Consider the following 23,323-nt stretch of genomic DNA (forward strand, 5'->3'; position numbering starts at 1 on the left):
CGTCTAAACGGGGCCGACCGGCGACAGCGACTTGCCGTAGACTTCGAGGATCGCGGCGATCTCCTTGAGGATGCCGGAGAGCGGAAGCGTGCCGTTTCTGTCGAACGCCATGTCGCTGCGTTCGAAAAGGCCGAGGCAGATTTCGCTCGAATCATGGCGCGATTGGTAGGCGAGGCCATCCGGCCGGTCGGCATGGTCCCAAAGCGCGTCGGTCCAAAGGCCGCATGGTTCGTAGGGGCCGGTGGAGATGGCATTATCAGTGCCGAGGACCTGCAGGCCGGTTCCGTGCATGCGCACAATCCTCAGCGGTCTAATGCAACTGAGCTCGCTGATGGCGCGGGTGGTGATTTCGGTCGTGGACACCATCAACCGCTGGGGATTGCGCAGGATCGTTTCCGCGAGCGCTCCCCTGCGGCTCATCCCGACATAGAGAATTCCGAAACGTCCGCTGGCGCTGTCGAAACGATTGGTGGCGGCAATCCCGGGGCCAGGTCCAAAGAAGATGGGATCGAGATGCGTCCGATGGACCCTATGGAGAACCTGCCCGGCCGGAATGAGGTCGATCGGCAATGAGGAATCGGCGAGCCAAGGGGGCGGGTGCAGGGCAGCTCCCGACGGCCCTCTGCCTGCATCTGCCGGCATCAGGCAAAGCCGTCGGAAGTTTCAATCCGGATCAGACGCTGGACTGCTTCACGATCGCCGTCGCGCAGCGCCTGCAGAGCTGTCCGACCACCGAGAACCGTATCGGAAGCAAGCAGAAAATCCAATGCGATCCAGGGGCCGGCGGCGGCAAAACCACGCACGACGTCGGAAATCCCGGCGATCACCTCACCTTGATCCAACTGGCAGAGCGGATAGCGCCAGTCGCTGCCCTCGCGCACGGCGAGCAGCGTGCCGGCCCGCCGTCTCTTGTCTATGGCCTGCCTGCTGATGCTGAGGATCCGTCCGGCGTCCTCGGCCGACATCGTCCCGCCTGCCCGCTCGACAAGATTTTGCCGATGTTCAACGTTGCGAGCCAGCGCCGGAACCAGCGGGTCGAGATCGTTTATCGCTGCGCCCACCATATCCGAGCGGCTGAGAAGCTGTGCCAACGATCCGGCGTCGGTCGGAGCTGAAAGCGCATCGGCCAGGTCCTTTGCCGGCACATTCGCCGAAATGCGCTCGAGCGCCGACGTCGCGCGTCGCAGAAACGCGGCCCTGATGGAATTCGGCTCTTCCTGTGCGGTGACGGGAGTGGATGCGTGATGGGCCATGGAGCGGCTCCTTGGTTGACAAGGTATTTATATGGCTCATGCCGATATGAAGTCAACCACGTGTGTGGAGGTCAAGCGCACCAATGGGCTTCAAACCCCCGATTGCCCGGGAGGTTCTCGTCAGCGAAGCCTTCGAAAATGTTCAGGTCATCTTTCCTACAAGCTTGGCATAGTCCGAAAACGTCAACCGTTCGCCTCTCCTGCCTGCCTCTTCGGCAAGCTGCAGCACGCGGATGGGGAACAGGATCGCGGCGCGGTTGGCATCCGACAGCTCATGGTCGTCGTCCTCCTCGACTGCCTTCTTGGCCTTCGAGAGCGCGGCATTGAGTTCTCCGCTGGTCAGCAGTTCCTTCTCGACGATCGCATCACATATCGACGCCATTGCCATGATGAGGCCCTTGAGTTGAAGGTTGGCCGTATTCATGAGAACTCCAAGGGAACGAGGGACCTATGATGGTGACGCTCCAGCGCCTCGCCGATTGCGTCGGTGGATTGCTATGTCAGTCCGATTGAACCGGCCGGATCGTGTCGACGGCAACGGCACCGTCGAGGATCCCGCGCGTAACATCGCCCCTGTTCCGCTCGATCTCAATGACGGTGTAAAGCTTGTCGTCCCGAAAGGCGCTGGCATTGACCGTCGTGACATCCTCGGCGGGAGCCGCATCCACTTCCATGAAGTCGAGTTCACGAGCCGCAGCGACGATCCTGGCATCACCGGCCGTTCTGGCAGCGACGACGACAGTACCATGTCCGGGGGAATTGTCCCATCTCGGATCGTCGGGTGCCGCGATCGGCTCCAACCGGTAGATGTTGAGCATTTCGCCGCCTGCGTCGGGCGACGATTGCGCAGCCGCATCCTCGATTTGCGCCTGGCTCTCGACAGACTTCCCGAAGGTGGTCGGGCTGGTCGCGTTGTTGATCTCTTCCTTGCCTGTCCTTGAGACGTTCGACATATCGCTCTCCATTGTCAGGACGGAAACGACAGCCGGCAGGTAAGTGTTCCCCCACGCACGAAAAACCGCGAATTCCACCCGGACGGTGTCCGGCGAGCACTTTCGATATCTGCAACTATCAGGCTCATTTTGGGCGGTGAATATGTTAGGATGGACATGGGACGACCATACCATTTTCCCAGTCGAGCACTAAATTACCAGTCGTCGAAGAGGGGGATTCTCGTGAACAACCAAACCAGCGAATTCGCGCGCGACAATGCCGCGGCAGACAACCTCAATGGTCAGGTCCACAAAGCAATGGCGTTGGACGAGGCCAGTGCCCTTCTGGAGGTGCTGGTCGCGGTAAGACGGGGCGATTTTTCGGTGCGGATGCGGTCGGATCTGACCGGGGTCACCGGCAAGGTCGCCGACGCTCTCAACGACATCATAGCCGCCAATCAGCGCATGGCCCAGCAGCTCGAGCATGTTGGGCAGGTGGTCGGCCGGGACGGGCGAACGAGCACACGCGTCCGCTTCGGCCTGTCGGACGGCTCCTGGTCCGAAATGGAGGGATCGATCAACGGTCTGATCGACGATCTCCTGTGGCCGACGACGGCCGTGACCCGGACAATCACCGCGGTCGCTAAAGGTGATCTTCTGCAGACCGTGCCGCTCGATGTCGACGGGCGGGCGCTCAAAGGTGAGTTCCTGCGCTCGGCCGATATCGTCAATACGATGATCAAGCAGTTGAGCGTCTTCACATCGGAAGTGACGCGCGTCGCGCGCGAGGTCGGCACGGACGGAAAACTCGGCGGCCAGGCGCAGGTGCCGGAGGTGACGGGCGTCTGGAAGGACCTCACCGAAAGCGTGAACTCGATGGCGTCGAACCTGACGGCGCAGGTGCGCAACATCGCGGAAGTGACGATCGCCGTTGCGAATGGCGATCTTTCCAAGAAGATCACCGTCGACGTGCGCGGCGAGATCCTGCAGCTGAAGGAGGCGATCAACACCATGGTCGACCAGCTCAGATCCTTCGCCTCGGAAGTGACGCGCGTCGCTCGCGAGGTCGGCACCGAAGGCAAGCTGGGCGGGCAGGCGCTGGTGCCGGGTGTCGCCGGCACCTGGAAGGACCTGACCGATTCCGTCAACGCCATGTGCGGCAACCTGACGGCCCAGGTCCGCAACATCGCCCAGGTGACCACAGCCGTGGCGCGCGGCGACCTGTCGCGCAAGATCACTGTCGACGTTTCCGGCGAAATCCTGGAGCTCAAGGAAACCATCAACACGATGGTCGACCAGCTGAACGGCTTTGCAGGCGAGGTGACGCGCGTGGCGCGCGAAGTCGGCACCGAAGGCCGGCTTGGCGGACAGGCACAAGTGCCCGGCGTCGCCGGCACCTGGAAGGACCTGACCGACAACGTTAATTCGATGGCGTCCAACCTCACCGCGCAGGTGCGCAACATCGCCGAGGTCTCGACCGCGATCGCCAACGGCGACCTGTCGAAGAAGATCACGGTGACGGTGTCGGGGGAAATCCTCGAGCTGAAGGAAACGATCAACACGATGGTCGATCAGCTGAACGCCTTTGCGTCGGAAGTGACCCGTGTGGCCCGCGAAGTGGGCACGGAGGGGCGGCTTGGCGGCCAGGCCAATGTGCGCGGCGTCGCCGGCACCTGGAAGGATCTTACCGAGAACGTCAACTCGATGGGCGGCAACCTGACGGCGCAGGTGCGCAATATCGCGGAGGTCTCGACCGCCATCGCCAACGGCGACCTGTCGAAGAAGATCACCGTCGACGTGAAAGGCGAGATCCTCGAATTGAAGGAAACCATCAATACGATGGTCGACCAGTTGAACGCCTTTGCGTCGGAAGTGACCCGCGTCGCCCGCGAAGTGGGCACGGAGGGCAGGCTCGGTGGACAGGCCAATGTGCGCGGTGTCGCCGGCACCTGGAAGGACCTGACAGACAGCGTCAATTCCATGGCTTCCAACCTCACCGGGCAGGTGCGCAACATTGCCGAAGTCGCGACCGCCGTCGCCCAGGGAGACCTGTCCAAGAAGATCACCGTCACCGTGTCGGGCGAAATCCTCGAACTGAAGGAGACCATCAACACGATGGTCGATCAGCTCAACGGCTTTGCCGGCGAGGTGACGCGTGTGGCGCGCGAGGTCGGCACGGAAGGGCGGCTCGGCGGCCAGGCGAACGTGCTCGGCGTCGCCGGCACCTGGAAGGATCTGACCGACAGCGTCAATTCCATGGCGGGCAACCTGACGGCGCAGGTGCGCAACATCGCCGAAGTCTCGACTGCGATTGCCAATGGCGACCTGTCGAAGAAGATCACGGTGTCGGTCTCGGGTGAAATCCTCGAGCTCAAGGAAACGCTGAACACCATGGTCGATCAGCTGAACCGCTTTGCTTCCGAAGTCACGCGCGTTGCCCGTGAAGTCGGCACCGAGGGCAAGCTCGGTGGCCAGGCACAGGTGCCGGGTGTCGCCGGCACCTGGAAGGACCTCACCGAAAACGTCAACTCCATGGCCTCCAACCTTACCGGCCAGGTCCGCAACATCGCCGAAGTCACAACGGCCGTGGCGCGCGGCGACCTGTCGCGCAAGATCACCGTCGACGTGAAGGGGGAAATCCTCGAACTGAAGAACACCATCAATACGATGGTGGACCAGCTCAACGCTTTTGCCGGCGAAGTCACGCGCGTTGCCCGCGAAGTCGGCACCGAAGGCAAGCTTGGCGGCCAGGCGCAGGTGCCCGGTGTCGCCGGCACCTGGAAGGACCTGACCGACAGCGTCAACTCCATGGCAGGCAACCTGACGGCGCAGGTGCGCAACATCGCCGAGGTGGCCACCGCCATCGCCAATGGCGACCTGTCGCGCAAGATCACGGTCGACGTGCGCGGCGAAATCCTGCTCTTGAAGGATACTTTGAATACCATGGTCGATCAGCTTCGCTCCTTTGCCGGCGAAGTGACGCGTGTTGCCCGCGAAGTCGGCACCGATGGCAGGCTGGGCGGCCAGGCCGTCGTTCCCGGCGTCGCCGGCACCTGGAAGGACCTGACCGATAACGTCAACCTGCTCGCCGCCAATCTGACGACCCAGGTCCGAAACATCGCCGAAGTCACGACGGCCGTGGCGCGCGGCGACCTGTCGCGCAAGATCACCGTCGACGTGAAGGGGGAAATCCTCGAATTGAAGAACACCATCAATACGATGGTGGACCAGCTCAACGCCTTCGCCGGCGAAGTCACGCGCGTCGCTCGCGAAGTCGGCACCGAAGGCAAGCTCGGCGGCCAGGCGCAGGTGCCCGGCGTCGCCGGCACCTGGAAAGACTTGACCGACACCGTCAACGTCATGGCCGCCAACCTGACCGAGCAGGTCCGCGGCATTGTCAAGGTGGTGACGGCGGTGGCGAACGGCGACCTCGAGCAAAATCTCACCGTCGCATCCAAGGGCGAGGTGGCCGCCCTTGCCGAGACCATCAACAACATGACCAACACGCTCGCGACCTTTGCCGATCAGGTGACCACGGTTGCGCGTGAGGTGGGCGTGGAAGGCCGTCTCGGCGGTCAGGCGAATGTTCCCGGCACCGCGGGAACCTGGAAGGACTTGACCGGCAACGTCAACCTGCTGGCAGCCAACCTGACGACGCAGGTGCGCGCCATCGCCGAGGTGGCGACCGCCGTCACCAAGGGTGACCTGACGCGCTCGATCAAGGTCGACGCGCGCGGCGAAGTGGCTGAGCTCAAGGACAACATCAACACGATGATCGACAACCTCAGGCTCACCACCGAGCGCAACACCGAGCAGGATTGGCTGAAGACCAACCTGGCGCGCTTCACCAACATGCTGCAGGGGCAGCGCGACCTGACGCTGGTCGGCAAGATGCTGCTGTCGGAGCTGGCGCCTCTGGTCGGTGCCCATCAAGGGGTTATCTACCAGGTGGATGCCGACGAGCGGCAGCCGATCTTGTCGCTGCTCTCCGTCTACGCGAAAGGGGGCGAGGCGGCGCACCCGGCACGTCTCGAGTTCGGCCAGGGACTTGTCGGCCAGTGCGCCAGCGACGCTCGCCGCATCCTGGTCACCGACCTTCCCGATAATGTCGTTCCGATAAGCTCCGGCGTGTTCACGACCTTGCCGAGAAGCGCCATCGTGCTGCCGGTGCATTTCGAGGGGCAGGTGAAAGCCGTGATCGAGCTCGCCTCGGCCGGCGAATTCACCGAGTTGCAGCTGTCGTTCCTCGACCAGCTGACGACATCGATCGGCATCGTCCTCAACTCGATCGAGGCGACCATGCAGACCGAAGGCCTGCTCAAGCAGTCCCAGCAGCTTGCCGCCGAGCTTCAGACACAGCAGCGCGAGTTGCAGCAGACCAACGAGCAGCTCGGGCAGAAGGCGCAGCAGCTGGAGGAACGCAACGTCGAAGTCGAGGCGAAGAACCAGGAGATCGAGCAGGCCCGGCGCGCGCTGGAGGAAAAGGCAACCGAACTCGCGCTGACATCGAAGTACAAATCCGAGTTCCTCGCCAACATGTCGCATGAGCTGCGCACGCCGCTGAACTCGATCCTCATCCTCGGCCAACAGCTGGGAGAAAATCCGGATGGCAACCTGTCGGGCAAACAGGTCGAGTTCGCCAAGACGATCCACGGCGCGGGAACCGATCTGTTGAACCTCATCAGCGACATCCTCGACCTGTCGAAGATCGAGTCCGGAACGGTCTCGGTCGATGCCGAGGAGATTTTTGTCAGCAACCTGCTCGAGATGATGGCGCGGCCATTCCGGCACGAGGCCGAAAACCGGAACCTGTCGTTCGCAGTCGAGGTCGGCGCCGATGTTGCCAAGAGCCTCATCACGGATTCGAAGCGACTGCAGCAGATCCTCAAGAACCTGCTGTCGAATGCCTTCAAGTTCACCGCGCAGGGCGGCGTGACGCTTCGCGTCGCTTCGGCAACGACCGGCTGGTCGTCCGATCACCCCTCGTTGAAGCATGCGCCTTCGGTCATCGCCTTCGAAGTCGTCGATACCGGCATCGGCATACCGCCGGAAAAACAGCGCATCATTTTCGAGGCCTTCCAGCAGGCAGATGCCTCGACAAGCCGCAAATACGGCGGCACCGGCCTCGGCCTGGCGATCAGCCGCGAACTGGCAAACCTCTTGGGCGGCGAGATCCAGCTGCGCAGCACCCCCGGTGTCGGCAGCACCTTTGTCCTCTACCTGCCGCTCACCTATGTCGGCGCTGGCGCGGTTGCGCCGAAGTCGGTACCGCCGGCAAATGTCGTGGAATTTGCCGAAGCGGCAGCAAACCGCCGCGCCGACAAGCCGACCGAACATGTCGAAGACGATCGCCACCAGATAGCGGCCGGCGACTCGGTGCTGCTCGTCGTCGAGGACGACGCGCATTACGCCCGCGTCCTGGTGGATCTCGCCCGCGACAACGGCTTCAAGGTTCTGGTAGCGATGCGCGGCAGCGATGCGCTCGCACTTGCTCAGGACTACAGGCCGGCGGCGATCTCGCTCGACATCTTCCTGCCCGACATGCTCGGCTGGACGGTGCTGAGCCAGCTCAAGCAGAATCCGCAGACGCGGCATATTCCGGTCCAGATCATCAGCCTCGACGAGGATCGCCAGCATGGGCTGACCCGCGGCGCCTTCGCTTTCATGAGCAAGCCGACGACGCCGGAAGGCCTCGGCAAGGCGCTGTCGCGATTGAAGGCCTATGCGCAGCCGCGCCGCAAGCATCTGCTGCTCGTGGAAGACAACGAGGCCGAGCGTTTGAGCGTCACCGCCCTTCTCGGACACGACGACATCGATATCACCAGCGTCGGCTCCGGATCGGAGGCTCTCGCCGCTCTTCGGCAGAATGCCGCCGACTGCGTGGTGCTCGACCTTTCTCTTCCCGACATGTCCGGCTTCGAAGTGCTGGAGCAAATACGCGACGACGCCGAGATCGGCGAGGTGCCGGTGGTCGTGTTCACCGGCCGGGAGCTTTCCGCTGAGGAAGACGCGACGCTGCACAGCATGGCCCGGAGCGTCGTGGTCAAAGGGGTCGAGTCGCCCGAGCGTCTGCTGGATGAGACGGCCTTGTTTCTGCACCGGGTCGTCGCCGATCTGCCGGCAGCAAAGCAGGCGACGCTGCAGGACCTGCATAGCTCGGACGAGGATCTGGTCGGCGAGACCGTGCTGCTCGTCGACGACGACGCCCGTAACATCTTCGCGCTGAGCAGCGTCCTCGAACGCCGGGGAATGAAGGTCCTGACGGCGACGACCGGCAGCGAGGCCATTGACGTCATCAACAACGAACCCTCTGTGGCGATCGTGCTGATGGACATCATGATGCCCGGAATGGACGGCTACGAGACGATGCAGGTCATCCGTTCGGAGCCCCGGTTCCGGCGGCTGCCGATCCTGGCGCTGACGGCCAAAGCGATGAAGGGCGACCGCGAGAAATGCCTGGAGGCGGGCGCGTCCGACTACCTGGCAAAGCCGGTCAATACCGAACAGCTTCTGTCGGCTCTTCGCATGTGGCTGCATCGCTGAGGATCTGGCCATGAACCCCGTCAACATCCTCCTCGTCGACGACCAACCGGCAAAGCTCCTGAGTTACGAGGTCATTCTCGATGAGCTCCAAGAAAACCTCATCAAGGCGCAATCCGCTCGCGAAGCCTTCGAGCACCTGTTGCGCACCGAAATCGCGGTGATCCTCGTCGATGTCTGCATGCCGGAACAGGATGGGTTCGAGCTCGTCAGCATGATCCGGCAGCATCCGCGTTATCAGAACACACCGATCATCTTCGTTTCCGCCGTCATGCTGGCGGAACCCGACCGGCTGCGCGGCTATGCGGTGGGCGCGGTCGACTACGTCTCCGTTCCGATCGTCCCCGAAGTGCTGAGAGCCAAGGTGCGGGTCTTTGCCGACCTCTACAGGAAGACGAGGGAACTCGAACGCCTGAACGCCGAGCTGGAGGCCCGCGTTCACCAGCGCACCGCCGAACTCGAGGCCTCGGCAGCGCAGTTGCGTGAGCTCAACGAGGAGCTCGAGCACCGGATCGATCAACGGACACGCGAGCGCGAAGAGGCGCTCGCACAGCTGTTCGAGGCGCAGAAGCTCGACACGATCGGCCACCTGACCGGCGGCGTGGCCCACGACTTCAATAACCTGCTGATGGCAGTTCTCGGCAGCCTGAACCTTCTGAAGAAACGGCTTCCGGCCGATGAACGCAGCGAACGCCTGGTGACGAATGCGATTCAGGCGGCCGAGCGCGGTACCGCGCTGACCCAGCGCCTGCTTGCCTTCGCGCGCCGCCAGGAGCTGAAGCCGCAGGCGGTCGACTTCCTCCGGCTGTTCGAAAACGTCGAGGATCTTCTCGCCAAGGCGGTGGGGCCGCGCATCGAAATCCACAAGAGCATCCCGGCGGATCTGGCACCTCTTCTGGTCGACAGCAACCAGTTGGAACTGGCGCTGCTCAACCTGTTCGTCAATGCCCGGGATGCGCTCGAAAGCGGCGGAGCCGTGACGGTAGCCGCGGCGGCAGCCGAAGAAACCCTGCCGGCCAGCCTCGCAGGCGGAAATTACATTAGGATATCGGTGTCGGACGATGGCGAGGGGATGGACGAGGCAACGGTCTCGCGTGCCGCCGAACCGTTTTTCACCACCAAGGGGGTCGGCAAGGGCACCGGTCTCGGCCTGTCGATGGTGCATGGCCTGGCAGCACAATCCGGCGGCTCGATCCAGATATCGAGCGCCAGGGGCAAGGGCACGACCGTTTCCCTGTGGCTGCCCGTTGCCGAGACATTCGTCAAGGTGCAGCCGGCCGTCGAGCCTCCGGCGACGGAGCCCTTGAAACCGGCGTCGCGGCCGCTCGCCATTCTCGTCGTCGACGACGACGCCCTTGTCAGGACGGGAACCGTGGCGATGCTGGAGGATCTCGGGCATCTGCCGCAAGAGGCGTCTTCCGCTTCCCAGGCTTTGGAATTTTTTGCTGACGGACAGGGTTGTGATCTCGTCATCACCGATCATGCCATGCCGGGGATGACGGGCGCGGAGCTTGCACGTCACCTTCGCTCCTCCTTTCCAGGCCTGCCCATCATCCTTGCCTCGGGCTATGCCGAGTTTTCCGAAGACCATGGCCTCGGCCGGATGCTGCGGATGAAGAAGCCGTTCACGCAGGAACAGCTTCAGGCGGCCATGGATCAGGCGCTCTCGGGCAAAGTCGCGGCGGCCTGACGGTCGAAGTGCCGCCGCTGCAATTCCGGGTCGCAGTCAAGGCGGTTGACGGCAGTTCTATTTGTCCCGGTTATCAAAAACTGATAACATGGCCTCGATGAAAGGTATTGCCATGCCCTCCAGCTATAATATCGGGCCTCGCTATGAAGGCTTTGTCCGTGAGCTTGTTGAAAGCGGGCGCTATGCCAGCGCCAGCGAGGTCATTCGCGATAGCCTCCGCTTGATGGAACAGCGGGAAGAATTTCGCGCGCTTGAACTGGAAAAACTCAAGCGGGAATATGCCGAAGGTAAAGCCAGCGGCGAACCCGAAGAGATTGATCCCGCCGCCTTCCTGCAAGAGCTGAAAGCAGAACGCGCAGCTCGTGGCTAAATATAAGTTGTCTCCGCGTGCCCAGCGCCAGATGCGCGATATCTGGCGCAATATCGCCGTTGACAATGAACCGGCTGCCGACAGGCTCCTGCAAAAACTTTTCGACAAGTTCGAACTGGTCGCCGCTAATCCCGAAATGGGGCCTGCGCGCCCGGAAATCAGCCCCGCCGCCCGCTTGGTTATCGAGGGGCGCTATATCGCCGTCTATGAACCCACCAATTACGGCGCCGAAATTGTCGTGGTCGTACACGGAGCGCGCGAACCAGCGACCTGGATCGACTGACGCAACCTTTTATGTCCCGGTGGATATCGTAATCCTGGTGACAGCGGCCGCTTTCGCGCGTCCGCTTGCGGACGAAACTTTTTGCTCCCGCAAAAGTTACCCAAATCCCATCCCAATTTCATCGAAGGCTTTCCCTTGACCAAAATGACGTTCGGCCCCGCATTCACCGAAGAGGGCATTCTGTTTCGCCTTTGGGCTCCCTTGCATGAAAGCGTGTCGCTGAAGCTCGAAGGGGCTCCCCCGCGCCCAATGCAGGCGGCTGAGGATGGCTGGCACCGCTGCACGGTCGCGCAAGCCCATGCCGGTACGCTTTATCGCTTCGTCCTGCCGGACGGTTCCGAAGTTCCCGATCCCGCCTCGCGGTTCCAGCCACAGGATGTGCACGGGCCGAGCGAAGTGGTCGACCTTTCCACCTATCGCTGGGCGACGAGCGACTGGACGGGTCGGCCCTGGGAAGAGATGGTCATCTACGAGATGCATATTGGCTGCTTCACGCCGGAGGGCACTTTCAAGGCCGCGATCGAGCGGCTCGACCATCTGCAGGCGCTGGGCGTTACGGCGCTGCAGATCATGCCGCTTAGTGAATTTCCCGGCCGTTACAGCTGGGGTTATGATGGCGTGCTTCCCTATGCTCCGGACAGCAGCTACGGCCGGCCGGAAGATTTCATGGCGCTGGTGGACGCAGCGCACCGGCGCGGCATCTCGGTTTTCCTGGACGTGGTCTACAATCACTTCGGGCCCGACGGGAACTATATCCCCGCCTATGCGCCGCTCTTTACCGACCATCACAAGACGCCCTGGGGCAACGGCATCAACTACGATGGCGACGGATCGGAGATGATCCGCGAGTTCATCATCGAGAACGCCATCTACTGGATTACCGAGTTCAGGCTCGACGGTTTCCGCTTCGATGCCGTCCACGCCATTAAGGACGACAGCGCCGAGCATCTGCTTCACGCGCTTGCCCGCCGCGTCAGGGACGCGGCCGGCGACCGGCATGTTCATCTGATCGTCGAAAACGAGGAGAACGACAGCGACCTATTGACGCGTGGCGAAAACGGGGAAGTGAAGCTGTTCACCGCCCAGTGGAACGACGACGTGCACCACGTGCTGCATATCACCGCCACCGGAGAAACCTTCGGCTATTATGCCGATTACGCCGGTGACGCCGGCAAGCTCGGCCGAGCGCTGGCGGAAGGCTTCGTCTTTCAGGGGGAACACATGCCGTATCGCGGCGCAAGCCGCGGCACGCCGAGCAGCCATCTCCCGCCCACCGCTTTCATCTCCTTCATCCAGAACCATGACCAGATCGGCAATAGGGCGCTGGGGGATCGGGTTCTGGCTTCGAGCCCAGCTGATGTCGTCAAGGCTGTCGCTGCGATCTACCTGCTGGCGCCCGAGATCCCGATGCTGTTCATGGGCGAGGAATGGGGCGCCAAAGAACCTTTCCCATTCTTCTGCGATTTCGACGAGGACCTGAACGAGAAGGTCAGGAAAGGCCGTCGTGAGGAGCTCTCCCGTCTGCCGGGCTTTGACGCCGACGACCTTCTCGACCCGACGGCGCCATCGACCTTCGCCGCGGCCAAGCTGGACTGGTCGAAACTCGCCTCCTCCGATGTCCTCGATTTTTACAGGACGCTTCTCGACCTCCGACACCGAAGGATCGTGCCGTTGCTGAAAGGCGCCGGCGCCGGAATCGCGGTCTATCGCTCGGCAGGAAGCGCGCTCGCGGTGGATTGGACCCTGGCGCAAAACCGCCGTCTTCATCTGCGCGCCAACCTCGGCGCCGAGGCGGCGCCGCTCGTCTCGCAGCAGGACGACGGCGAGACGATCTTCCGTCTCGGTGGCAGCGATGGCGGCGATCTTGCGCCCTGGACGGTGATCTGGAGCATCGGCGAAGCGTGACCGCGAGCTGACAGGAAGGCGATCGAACGATGAAATCTGCTGAGCTCGACAAGCTCGCCCGCCGGCACGGCATCAGCCCGACCAGGCCCAGTCCCGACAATCGGGAGGTGGCGATAGCAGGCGAAACCAAGCGCAAGATCCTCTCGGCATTGAAGATCGACGTGCCGGGAGCGGCCGATCACGAGACCGGCGCGCCGCGGCGGGACCCTAAGCCGGCGGCTAAGAAGATCGCCACTTCATTTCTGCCGGATTTCCTTTCCGGCACGCGGGTCTGGGGTGTGAGCCTGCAGCTTTACGAACTCCGTTCGGCACGCAACTGGGGCATAGGAGACTTCGAGGATCTGGCCGATATGGCGGATCTCTTGGGATCGCTGGGCGCCGATTTTATCGGCCTCACGCCGCTTCACGCGCCATTTCTCGCCGATCCCGAGCGTTGCAGCCCCTATGAGCCCTCGAGCCGCCAGCATCTCAACCCGCTCTATATCGCGGTCGACCGGCTCCCGGGTTTTGCCTGCAGTCCGGAACTCGAACGGCAATTGGCAAGCCTTCGCCAAACCGATCTCGTCGACTACGCCGGCGTCGCACAGATCAAGCTTAGGGTCCTGCGCGATCTCTGGCCGGCCTGGCGACAGCGCAGCGTGATTGACGAGGCCTATGATCCGGTCGATTTCGATGCCTTCATCGCGCATGGCGGTAACGGCCTGCGGCTGCACGCGCTTTTCGAATGCCTCTCGTTTTCCATGGTCGAGCGCGGGGCAGGCGCCGGCTGGCAACGGTGGCCGACCGATTTCCAGCGCTTCGACAGCGCCGCTGTCGCCGAATTCGAGCGCGGACACGCGGAGGATGTCCGCTTCCACATGTGGCTGCAGTGGCTCGCCCACCGGCAGCTGATGCAGGCGGCGGACCGGGCTGGGAAGGCCGGCCTGCGGATCGGGCTCTATCTCGATCTTGCCGTCGGGGAGGCGGTCGATGGCTCGGCGACATGGAGCGAGCCGGATATCTATGTCTCCAAGGCCACGATCGGCAGCCCTCCCGATCCATTCGCCATAGATGGGCAGGACTGGCACCTTGCCGCATACCTGCCTTCCGCGATCGCCGCAGGCGAGATGTCGCCTTTCCGGCGCATGGTAAGCGCTGCCATGCGATATGCGGGCGCCATCCGCATCGACCACGCCGCGGCGCTTCGCCGCCTCTTCCTGGTGCCATTGGGCAGCAGGCCGGACGGCGGCGCCTATGTCCGCTATCCCAAGGATCGGCTGCTGCGGATCCTTGCCGAAGTGTCCGCCGAGCATCGATGCCTCGTCATCGGAGAAGACCTGGGACTGATCCCCAAGGGATTGCAGGACGATCTGGCAGCGGCCCACATTCTCTCCTACCGCATCCTTTCCTATGAACAGGACGAGAAGGGCTTCAAGCCAGTAGAGGTCTATCCCATCCTGGCTTTGGCCTGCATTTCGACGCACGACCACCAGACCCTTGCCGGCTGGTGGCGCGGCGCCGACATTCAGGCCCGGTGCGACCACGGCATCGTGCCGCCCGATCTCACCGAAAAACATCTCGAAGAGCGCAAGCGCGAGCGGAGATACCTGAAGACGGCGCTCAAGTCTGCCGGTCTCGACCTGCCGGCCCGGCTTTCCCAAGCGACGGCAAGCGACGAGACGCTGAGGGAACTGACGGTCGGCGCCTACCGCTTCATCGCCAGGACCCCGTCGCTCCTCGCCGTAGTCCGTCTTGCCGATCTCACCGACGAGAAAGGTCCGACCAATGTTCCAGGCACCAGCGACAGCTATCCGAACTGGAAGCCGAAGCTATCGGTTTTGCTCGCGGATCTGACGTCGTGCCCGCTGCTTAAGGGCGTGACGGTGGCAATGCAGGAGGAAAGGCCGCGGGCGTGATCAAGGCCGGGCGAGCCGTCAATCTCGTCATTGTCGTTCGATCGGGCCTGCCGCGCGCATGGAAATCGATCGGGGAGGGAACGAATAGTAAGCCGGCGAATTTTGAAGGAACAAGGACAGGCATTGCCGAGATGAGGACCCGTCCGCTTTCGCCGCTTCAGATGCGGCGACTATATTGATGGAAAAAGACCATGACGACCGCATTCATCCTTATCGCATTGGCTCTGATCATTATCTACGCCGGCCCGACGCTGCTGTTCATCTGCGTCGGATATGCCGACTATATGCTGGAGCGGCGAAGGCATATGGTGGCTCTGAAGCACGCCGTGAAGCGTCGCAGCGACGAGTTTTAGAGCGCGGGGAAACCGCTTCGCACCTCTCCTTGAATTGTCCGAGGTGGTAGACACCTTCGTCGGCCGCCTTGGACGTTACTCGGCTTTTCCAGAGAAATGGATCCAGAGGCAGGTCGGCAAACCCGCCTCTGGCAGCCGGCGTTGATGAAACGCCTCTACGAATGGTTAGTCGTTCGCCGTGACCTTGACGCCGAGCACCGAAGGGATTGTGTTCGGTGCCCCCATGGCCGCGCCGATGATCATCGGAACGGGAACCGGCTTTTCCGGTGCGGCGCTGATCGTCAGGCTTTTCGGTCCGTCGAGATAGGTGTTGACGGCAGCCGACACCTGGTTTTGCAGCTCGGGCATGTTGAGCTGCGCCATCATCATCGGCACGAGACCTTTCAGTGATTGCGCCAGCTGGTCGCCGGTGACGCCCTGCTGCGAACCGGCATAATCGAGTGCCTTCTTGGTGATCGAGGCATCGTCGAAGCGGATCGAGGCGCTGTTGATCGTCAGCTGCTGCATCAGCCCCAGCATCGCAAGGCCTACGGCCTGGTTGGCCTCTTCCTTGTTCGGATTGGCTTCGGCGGTCTTCACCGCCTGCTGCAGCGACTTGATGAAGCCCAGCGTGTAACCGGAGAAATCGACGGCGAAATTCAGCCGGCCGATATTCTTGAAGTCGAAAGCATATTCGTCGACAGCGACCTTACCGCTTTCGATTTCCCAGATGCCCTTCATCGTCACCGCGCCGTCGAGCGTCGTCAGGCCCAGTTTCTCGATGGCCTCCTTCGCATTCGCATCCTCGACCTGCGACAGATCGGCCTTGAGACCGGCGACATTGGCGTCATAGGCAAAGCCGCCATTCTGGCGTTCGAGGTTGGACTCGATGCTCTCGATCGCGAGCACGTCCTTGCCCTTGATGTTGAGAGCGATCGGCCCGGTGCTGACGGTTTCATAGAGGAGGATGTCGTTCAGCGTATCGCCCGTCGCATTGGCGGGAATCGTGAGGCCGGTGATCTGGATCTCGTTTGCGGAAAAACGTCCTTCCTCCTGGCTGATGTCGATATCCGGGAAGGAGACGGTCTTGGCGTGATAGCCACCGCCTTCGATTTCCTCAACGCCCTCGAAGGTGAGGTCGCCGATCTTCAAAGTATCGCCGGGCAGGCTCGAAGATCCCACCTGGACACCGGTCGCCGTTACCTTGTCGCCATCGGCTTCCGCCTTTTCGAAGGTGATGACCGTACCGCCGGCACTGGTTGCGGCATTGAGCTTCTTCATCATGTCCGCGCCATCAAGGGCAAGCACCGGGCCGGCCAGCGTCAGGAACGCGGTGCTTGCCATCATCAGGTGGAGATTACGCATATGCTTCATGGAGATGTCCTTATGTAGAAAATAGATGCGAGGATTTCGAAATTTCCAGACGGGCCGAGTCCCGCTCTCTGAGGTCAGAAAAGGCGGTCCACGAAAAGCGCCGCTCGATATCACGGCTTTCATCTGGTCAGCTAATTTGGGGGCGGTGAGGTCAGGATCAGCCGGAACGCTGGGGCTGAAGAAACATAAGTGCTGCTCCGCCGGCGATGGGCGGTAGTATTTTCTCTAGCAGGGGTAGCGTTGAGACTCATCCCGTACACAAAAAGTGTATTTCTTCGATTCTTGCAACCCTTCGACCTTCGAATGCCGAGATGGGGTCGTTCGTCTGCAGGGCGCTGCAGGCTTCAATTGCGCATTTCCGACACTCGCCCGCGCAACAAATAGACGAGCGCAAAAATCACCAGGAAGGGGTAGACGAGCACGATCATCGGTAGGCCGGCAGCCAGCGCATCGTCCTGCATATAGATGTTGAGGACACCGGCTCCGAGCACCAAGGGGTACAGCGGCGCAAATCTGTCGAACCACATCCTGAAAGGCCCCGGCAGGAGCAGAACGAGCGCCGGTAGAATGAAAATGCCGAGATTTCTTGCAACATTCATGAGCTCAGGACCGAACGGTTCGGTGGAGGAATAAAGTCGGCCCATCTGACGAGCCGCCCACAGAGCAGCGATTGCTGCCCCGGCATATCCCGCTGGTCTTGCTAGCATCGGCGAACGTCCTTTTGTTCACGCGCCGCGTTGGTACGGTCGCCCTCTGATTATTATGGGCGCATATCGTCTGCGGCGTCGACGCATTCAAGAATTGTCGTGCGGCAAACGCCGGCCTCCTGCTGCATGAGAGGTTGCGCGCGCCAGGCTCGGTAGGCGATCCGGAATTCGATGTCCTTGTAAACATAGGTCTTGGCTTTTCGTCGCACGCGGCTTCGGTCCAAAGCGTCCGCCGTTACGACAACATGTGTGGCAAGTCGTTTGAACTGCCATGGCGGCGAGGCTCGCTCCTTCTCGATCACCTCGACATGGTAGTAAGGATCGTGATCGGCGGGCTCCGGATGTTTGTGGACGGTGGCCCAGCGAACGGTCCGTGGTGAGATGGAGAGAATGACGGTGGAAACATCAGGTGGTTTCACCGCTTCGGCACGCGCGAAGGCTGCTGCGCCCAAAATGGTCGCGACAGCAAGTAGGATAACTCCAGGACTTATGCGCATGTGCGATCGCTATCGGTAGGATTTTCGCTTCGGGTCGAATATCGGCGGATAATCCTCTTCGTCCAGCATGTCGAGAAAGGGGTCCAGTCCCTTCTCCTTGATGAAGCGGTACTCCGCATCGGAAATCAAATTTACCGTGAGGATCTCGACCGGATCATTCTCGACCATAAGCGCTTCCGCAATGCGCTGGTCAGTTTCGATGATCGGCGTGAGAAAGAGAAATGTCCTGAAATCGCATCCCTCGACCGGTGGGGTCGGCATCGGCACCCGATGGCCGAAACCGAACCATGTCGCGTCCATGAATGGAAGTTCGGCAAGCCAGCGCAGATTGACGATAATTTCGGGCGTCGGCTCACGCACGTACCACATCAGTTCGGCTCTGGGCTTTTCGCTCTTTTCACGGTGCGAGGCCGGCAGCGTCATTCGCCGATCGCTCATGCCGTTGGTCAGGAGCACGTAACCTTCGTCCGTACCGACCGGCGCGAAGTCGCGTCCGAACGCATGAATTTCAATGCCGTCCGATCGGTCGTCTGAGAAGGAATATTCCGGTTCCTCCAGTTCATTCTCATAAACGGTGCGACGGTAAGAATTGAGAGATGTCTTTTCTGCGCCTGGCATCGTCGCCGTCTCTCCATTCTTTCCATTCCATGCAGACGTGGCAGACCGGGTCGGCGCAGCACTACAGGCCACGGTCATGGCCAGAAAACGCCTTCGACTGCATGCTCTGAGAAATGGGAACATTTTTAGAAGCACAACAACGCTTTGAATGGATTTTTAATGCCACCAGCCTCTGGAAAATTCAACGCCAACGTGAGGGTTGGACGATTGCATGTGCTTAGAGACAACGAGGCGGTGGCGCGGTCGTTCTGGTTTCGGGGCGAAGTCTCGCCTGCACTGGTGTCGCCCGCCAAATTCTGGAACAATGTCTGTCGTCCCCTGTTACATTGACGATAAAAAGCGATTGTCGCGTGAAGAGGCAGTTGGAGGGATCGATGAAGCGGAGCATAGCATTTGGGCTGGTTTTTGCGGTTGTGCTTACAGGCTGCACCACGAGCGCAGGCAATTATTCGTCGGCAGGACTGGCGCCCATCCCCGGCAGCATCACGTATAACGGCCAGCCTCGCACGAAGTTGACGAAATCGCCGGTGGGCTCTTCCTTCCCCCACACCTTCACAGATCAATGGGGACGCCAGGTTGAGGAGATCTACATCATCCGGCCCGACCGGAGCCTATTGATCGCCGAGCGCCACTACCGGCCGGTCTTCTCGCTCGACGACGACTAGAACAGGAGGATTTCAGACTTGGTCAGCCTAATTCTGAATCCTGTTCTACATTAGATAGTTAGCGCATGATGTCGTCCGAAAGCCGCTCACACTTTTCGGCATCATCCAGGAAGGAGAAATGATCATGCCGCGCCGCAAGAGCACTGATACGACCCTCGACACCAAGGGAGCCAAGATCGGCGAGCCCGTTCCGAAAGCCATCATCGATACGAATACGGCCTCCGTTGGCGTTCCCCGGCAGTCTAATCATGACCTCAGCGAAGAGCTCGGCGCGCTGCGAAAGCAGATCGGCTCGCTCCAGCAGCAGGTCCTCGATGCCGCCCGGTCGGCAAAGGGGAGTGCCGGGAAAGCCATACGTCAGACGGAGGCAACGGTGAAGCTCTACCCGGCCTCGACGCTACTGCTCGTCGCGGCGGTCGCCGGCGCGCTCGCATTCGCCTTTCGTCGCGGCGCTCTGCCGCGTCATCGGCCTCAACCCGCACTGCGTGAGTTGAGGGATCTCTATGACGCGATCCGAGGCCGCGTCTGACAAGATTTCGGGATTGTCAGCATCACGATTATGGCCGACGCTTCATTATCGAAGCGAGGGGATAATCATGTTCGATATCATCTTACGCAGCGCTCTTGATATCGTTGGGCGGACTGAGCGCCTTATCGAAGCAATGAGGCGACTGCTCCAGAGCGACGACCTCGACGAAGTCGAGGTCTACGATCTCGATTATGAGATCGAGCGGCTCGGGGACGTGGTTTTCAACGTGGACGAAGCCGTTCGATCGCTGGCGCGCACGGTTGAATGCTGGCCGCAAACCGCTCTCGCACACGAGATCCGTAAGACATTGCATTGACGGCTGATTCTGCATGTCACGCTGATGTCACGCGACCGTCGCAGCAATATGTGCTTGATTGGCGCAGTTAGGCTCAGACCAGGCAGGGTCGAGCCAAAATTGCTTTTTTCGTTGGGGCACCGCAATGAGCTTGAACACTTCGGGGGAGGAATCTCAACCCCATGAATTCATCTTTCCGGTTCACACTCGGACGATCGCGGAGATTAGATACGATAGTCTGAGCCGCGTCATGATGGTGGTCTATCACGACGGCCGCTCCTGCACGACTTCCGGTATACAAGGCCCCGCAATGCTGAGGATCCTCGCCCAGCGTCCGTTGGAGAGCTCTCCGTTTCTGTTGCAGACGGTCATCTGAGGCTGAAAGACGTCGCCGACCCTGCCGGTCCAGTGTGAACAGGGTCGCCGCTTGTTAAATCAGCATGATCGTGCATCCATTTCCCGCGGCCTGCGTTCATCCCCCAACAGCCAGAGACATGGAGGGAACGCCGATGACCTTTCCACCGCCGAAGACCGAATCTCCCGCACAGCGCTTCGAAGAGGCGACCGCAGCCGCGCGCGACGCTTTGGAAAGGCTGATTGCAGCCGCCAATGAAGCCGGATGGGGCACCGAGGAGATAACCACGGCACTCCTTAAGGCAGCGCAGTTTCTGAGCGATGCCAACAAGAGAGATCCCGATCCGGCCGACGATCCATCAATCAGCGACGCACCTGCCAGGGAGCAGATTGGTCATGGGGAGCTCTACGATTAGTGGGCGTAGCGTTGGTTTTCCGACGCAATGAGACAAGGGTTGCCGGATTTCTTGTTCGAGTGTTGCGCGTCTTTCGCTCGTAACCCCGGTCGCAATATGCAAACCCTCGCTAGATGCGGGAGGTAGAGGAAGAATTGCAAGACGTTCGTCAGCGCATGAGCAGCGCGACCAAACCAACCCGGGAGTTTACCCCGAGCTTAGAATAGATGTTTCTGAGGTGGGTTCTGACCGTTTCGTAGCTTATGTGATCGGCTATGGCCACTTCTTTTGGGGAATGGCCGGAGGCAATGCTTGAGGCGATCCGAATCTCCGTCGCAGTCAGTTTGTAGGCTTCCATTAAGAAGTCTCGCCGCTCACTGAGTGGCGTGGCCACCATCGGCTCGACAATGACGGCCACGGTCGGCCCCTCCAAGAACTCAGTGAATGCATCGGACTGGAGCCGGACGAGTGTGATGCGATAACTAGCCTTGTCCTTCCCCTTTGCAATCGCCGTATGCGGCCTTGTTTGCACACCCTTTCTGGAAGTCAGGAAATCGAGAACGGCAGTAGACCTCTCGCATTGAAGTTCAAGTTTTCCGCTTGGGGCGACATGCATCGGAAAGCCAGCCGCCATTAAGGCTTCCGCGCTCTTATTCCATTGGCGTGCTCGCCCTTGCTCCGAAACGTAGATCAGTCCGACGCCGATGCTATCAAACAGGGTTTGCGTCGTCTGTCTTTCCGGGGCGAGTAGATCGCGCTTCCGGATGAAGTCGAAAGCTCTTTTCAAATGAGGCGCGAGTATTGTGTAACGCCCGGCTGCCTCTTTGTTGAAATCGTGGTCGGCTGACGACGTGCAGGTCGATAGGACGAAGGTGCGGGTTTCCTCCCGAATGATCGAGACACCGATGCTCGTCTCGCATTGGGCCTGTCCCTTCAGCCAATCATTGTAGAATTCCGATTTGAGCAAGTCTTCGCGTGGAAAGATTTCGTCTCCGCAGACACCTTGACCAACCGGCACAAAGCTCAATCTCGGAATCCACGGGTTCACTGCGGCAAAGTGGCTGCTGAACTGGTCGACCTCATTCCTCGAAAACCCCGATACGTAGGGAACATGGGCCACAGGCGAGGCCAGATCGTGGTAATGGAGGGCAGCCTTTCCATTCGGCGAGGTTTGCGCAACGCGATCCAGAAAATCCTGCCAGTTGCACTCACCGAATAGACTTCCATAGATCAAATCTATCAGCTCAGATGAAGCGTCTTTTGACTGGAGCATGATCTTTCTGAAAATCCCACAGCGAGTATTTCGGTATTAAATAACGTTGGTCAGGCAAAGACAACAGCAACCCCATGTAATATCAAGCTGGCGGCCATGGGCATTCGTGACCGATCGTAATGCGGTACTACTCGCTGCTTCGCAAAGCGATGGGGGTATAGCCAACTCCATAGGCCTCACCGGCCAATCGTGGCGACGGAGCCGCGCACGACGAGGCTCGTGCTGACGCGTAGACGTTCGACGGCAAGAGGGGTGCGTTCGATACGGGCGATGAGCCGCTCGCCGGCGAGCTTGCCCATCTCGTAGACGCGCTGGTCGACGATGGTGATCGGCGGAACGGTGACGCTGGTCCAATCGGCGTCGAGAAACGAAATCATCGACACGTCCTTGGGGATCGACAGGCCGAGCGATTGCAGCGACTTGAAGATGCGCAAGCCGACGAGGCTGTCCGATGCCAGCAGCGCCGTCGGCGCAGCACTGTCCGAGAGCAGTCGTTTGATCACGCCGTCCGTCTGTTGCTGGTTGGTGGCGCCGAGCCTGACATAATGAAGAGGGTTCGGCAAACCCGCCTCGGTCAACACGCTGACAAAACCTTCTACGCGTTCGCGGACGGCGGAATTCGAGATCCGCGCGATATCGGTGAGCCCATCATCCTCGGCATCCATGGCAGAAACGTAGGCGAGGCGGCGATGTCCTTGCCCGGTCAGATAGCGGGTCGCGGTGATGGCTGCATCCCGGTCGTCGCCGGTCACGGCGTCGACATCGAGTTCCGGGATAGCTCGGTCGAACAGGACCAGCGGTACGCCGGCGCGGCGGACGTGCTGCAGATGATCGATGCTGTCGCAGCGCGCTGGCGTGACGATCAGGCCATCGACGCGCTTGCCGATCAGGAGGTCGACGGCCGATTTTTCCGCATCGAGCTCTTCGCCCGAATTCGCGATGATGACGTTGAATCCCGCAAGACGGGCCGCATCGCTGATGCCGCGCACCGCCAGACTGAAGAAGGCGTTCTCGATATCGCCGACCACGACCCCGATGATGCCGGACCTTCCGGTGCTCATGCTCCGGGCGAGCTCGTTCGGGCGGTATTCGAGGGCGGCCGCCGCCGCCATGACCTGATCTGTGATCTTGGCGCTGACCACGCCGTAGCCGCCGAGCACGCGGGCGGCAGTGGCCTTCGAGACCTTTGCGGCCTTCGCGACGTCGGCGACCGTAACTGAACGTTTCGGATGAGCGGAATCTTCCATGGGCCGAGGACTACAAGAGTTGTTGACGACCGGTCAATTGACGGATATCAAATATGTTGTGAGACCGGTCTCTTTATATCAGAGACCGGTATCTTGTCCATAAAACTCTACCGCACTGCGCGGCAGGGCAGGGCGACCGACAATGCCGACAAGAGCATTCCTTTCAGAG

Annotated in this window: 22 protein-coding genes; 12 read left to right on the forward strand and 10 right to left on the reverse strand. The window is 60.9% G+C overall.

What is annotated here, in order from left to right; all coding sequences use genetic code 11:
• Positions 1-3 precede the first annotated feature (3 nt).
• The 4 genes from CUJ84_RS28985 to CUJ84_RS29000 all read right to left on the reverse strand — a co-directional run bounded on the left by CUJ84_RS28985 (position 4) and on the right by CUJ84_RS29000 (position 2,218).
• Positions 4-642, reverse strand: a complete 639-nt coding sequence (locus CUJ84_RS28985) for an RES family NAD+ phosphorylase (protein WP_105009052.1) — start codon at positions 640-642, stop codon at positions 4-6.
• Entirely contained in the window at positions 642-1,253 is a 612-nt protein-coding gene (locus tag CUJ84_RS28990; protein WP_105009053.1) for a helix-turn-helix domain-containing protein, read from the reverse strand. Before CUJ84_RS28990 ends, CUJ84_RS28985 begins: the two co-directional genes overlap by 1 nt.
• Before the next feature lie 142 nt (positions 1,254-1,395).
• Positions 1,396-1,677, reverse strand: coding sequence for a hypothetical protein (locus CUJ84_RS28995; RefSeq protein ID WP_018445002.1), 282 nt, complete (start codon positions 1,675-1,677; stop codon positions 1,396-1,398).
• 76 nt (positions 1,678-1,753) lie between these two features.
• Positions 1,754-2,218 carry a hypothetical protein gene (locus CUJ84_RS29000; RefSeq protein ID WP_105009054.1) on the reverse strand — a complete coding sequence of 155 codons (465 nt, stop codon included), beginning with the start codon at positions 2,216-2,218 and terminating at the stop codon, positions 1,754-1,756.
• 210 nt (positions 2,219-2,428) lie between these two features.
• On the opposite strand from CUJ84_RS29000, the gene CUJ84_RS29005 reads away from it, so the two are divergent.
• The 7 genes from CUJ84_RS29005 (at position 2,429) to CUJ84_RS38430 (ending at position 15,221) form a co-directional block, all read left to right on the forward strand.
• Positions 2,429-8,728, forward strand: a complete 6,300-nt coding sequence (locus tag CUJ84_RS29005) for a HAMP domain-containing protein (protein ID WP_105009055.1) — start codon at positions 2,429-2,431, stop codon at positions 8,726-8,728.
• 10 nt (positions 8,729-8,738) lie between these two features.
• Positions 8,739-10,415 (forward strand): response regulator, encoded by a 1,677-nt coding sequence (locus CUJ84_RS29010; RefSeq protein WP_105009056.1) that lies wholly within the window; start codon positions 8,739-8,741, stop codon positions 10,413-10,415.
• Between the two features lie 112 nt (positions 10,416-10,527).
• The gene (locus CUJ84_RS29015; RefSeq protein ID WP_105009210.1) at positions 10,528-10,785 is read left to right on the forward strand and encodes a type II toxin-antitoxin system ParD family antitoxin; all 258 of its coding nucleotides are present in this window, start codon (positions 10,528-10,530) and stop codon (positions 10,783-10,785) included.
• On the forward strand, positions 10,778-11,068 hold the full coding sequence (locus CUJ84_RS29020; RefSeq protein ID WP_105009057.1) for a type II toxin-antitoxin system RelE/ParE family toxin: 291 nt from the start codon (positions 10,778-10,780) through the stop codon (positions 11,066-11,068). The genes CUJ84_RS29015 and CUJ84_RS29020 overlap by 8 nt, the downstream gene beginning before the upstream one ends.
• Before the next feature lie 135 nt (positions 11,069-11,203).
• Positions 11,204-12,973 carry a malto-oligosyltrehalose trehalohydrolase gene (treZ, locus tag CUJ84_RS29025; protein WP_105009211.1) on the forward strand — a complete coding sequence of 590 codons (1,770 nt, stop codon included), beginning with the start codon at positions 11,204-11,206 and terminating at the stop codon, positions 12,971-12,973.
• A 29-nt stretch (positions 12,974-13,002) separates the two neighbouring features.
• Positions 13,003-14,868 carry a 4-alpha-glucanotransferase gene (gene malQ, locus CUJ84_RS29030; protein ID WP_105009058.1) on the forward strand — a complete coding sequence of 622 codons (1,866 nt, stop codon included), beginning with the start codon at positions 13,003-13,005 and terminating at the stop codon, positions 14,866-14,868.
• Positions 14,869-15,059: 191 nt separating this feature from the next.
• Positions 15,060-15,221, forward strand: coding sequence for a hypothetical protein (locus CUJ84_RS38430; protein ID WP_199788843.1), 162 nt, complete (start codon positions 15,060-15,062; stop codon positions 15,219-15,221).
• Between the two features lie 165 nt (positions 15,222-15,386).
• Here the strand turns inward: CUJ84_RS38430 and CUJ84_RS29040 are convergent, their stop codons facing one another.
• The 4 genes from CUJ84_RS29040 to CUJ84_RS29055 form a co-directional block, all read right to left on the reverse strand.
• Entirely contained in the window at positions 15,387-16,574 is a 1,188-nt protein-coding gene (locus tag CUJ84_RS29040) for a hypothetical protein (RefSeq protein ID WP_105009060.1), read from the reverse strand.
• 344 nt (positions 16,575-16,918) lie between these two features.
• Positions 16,919-17,281 carry a hypothetical protein gene (locus CUJ84_RS29045; RefSeq protein WP_105009061.1) on the reverse strand — a complete coding sequence of 121 codons (363 nt, stop codon included), beginning with the start codon at positions 17,279-17,281 and terminating at the stop codon, positions 16,919-16,921.
• Positions 17,282-17,334: 53 nt separating this feature from the next.
• A complete protein-coding gene (locus CUJ84_RS29050) occupies positions 17,335-17,733 on the reverse strand; it encodes a DUF5086 family protein (RefSeq protein WP_245457580.1) in 399 nt (132 codons plus the stop codon).
• A 54-nt stretch (positions 17,734-17,787) separates the two neighbouring features.
• Positions 17,788-18,531, reverse strand: coding sequence for a suppressor of fused domain protein (locus CUJ84_RS29055; protein WP_245457581.1), 744 nt, complete (start codon positions 18,529-18,531; stop codon positions 17,788-17,790).
• 239 nt (positions 18,532-18,770) lie between these two features.
• Here CUJ84_RS29055 and CUJ84_RS29060 point away from each other — a divergent pair, with 239 nt between their 5' ends.
• From CUJ84_RS29060 to CUJ84_RS29080, 5 genes are all read left to right on the forward strand, one after another.
• Positions 18,771-19,061: a hypothetical protein gene (locus tag CUJ84_RS29060; RefSeq protein ID WP_105009064.1), complete on the forward strand. Its 291-nt coding sequence runs from the start codon at positions 18,771-18,773 to the stop codon at positions 19,059-19,061.
• Between the two features lie 124 nt (positions 19,062-19,185).
• Positions 19,186-19,590: a hypothetical protein gene (locus CUJ84_RS29065; RefSeq protein WP_105009212.1), complete on the forward strand. Its 405-nt coding sequence runs from the start codon at positions 19,186-19,188 to the stop codon at positions 19,588-19,590.
• A 67-nt stretch (positions 19,591-19,657) separates the two neighbouring features.
• Positions 19,658-19,906: a hypothetical protein gene (locus tag CUJ84_RS29070; RefSeq protein WP_105009065.1), complete on the forward strand. Its 249-nt coding sequence runs from the start codon at positions 19,658-19,660 to the stop codon at positions 19,904-19,906.
• Between the two features lie 124 nt (positions 19,907-20,030).
• Positions 20,031-20,261, forward strand: a complete 231-nt coding sequence (locus CUJ84_RS38915) for a hypothetical protein (RefSeq protein WP_105009066.1) — start codon at positions 20,031-20,033, stop codon at positions 20,259-20,261.
• A gap of 133 nt (positions 20,262-20,394) precedes the next feature.
• The gene (locus CUJ84_RS29080) at positions 20,395-20,655 is read left to right on the forward strand and encodes a hypothetical protein (protein ID WP_105009067.1); all 261 of its coding nucleotides are present in this window, start codon (positions 20,395-20,397) and stop codon (positions 20,653-20,655) included.
• A 148-nt stretch (positions 20,656-20,803) separates the two neighbouring features.
• Here CUJ84_RS29080 and CUJ84_RS29085 read toward each other — a convergent pair whose 3' ends face one another.
• Both CUJ84_RS29085 and CUJ84_RS29090 read right to left on the reverse strand, forming a co-directional pair.
• Positions 20,804-21,907 (reverse strand): helix-turn-helix transcriptional regulator, encoded by a 1,104-nt coding sequence (locus CUJ84_RS29085; RefSeq protein ID WP_105009068.1) that lies wholly within the window; start codon positions 21,905-21,907, stop codon positions 20,804-20,806.
• A 176-nt stretch (positions 21,908-22,083) separates the two neighbouring features.
• Positions 22,084-23,154, reverse strand: a complete 1,071-nt coding sequence (locus tag CUJ84_RS29090) for a LacI family DNA-binding transcriptional regulator (protein ID WP_105009069.1) — start codon at positions 23,152-23,154, stop codon at positions 22,084-22,086.
• Between the last annotated feature and the right edge of the window lie 169 nt (positions 23,155-23,323).

The sequence above is a fragment of the Rhizobium leguminosarum genome, assembly GCF_002953715.1.
Classification (GTDB): Bacteria; Pseudomonadota; Alphaproteobacteria; order Rhizobiales; family Rhizobiaceae; genus Rhizobium; species Rhizobium leguminosarum_V.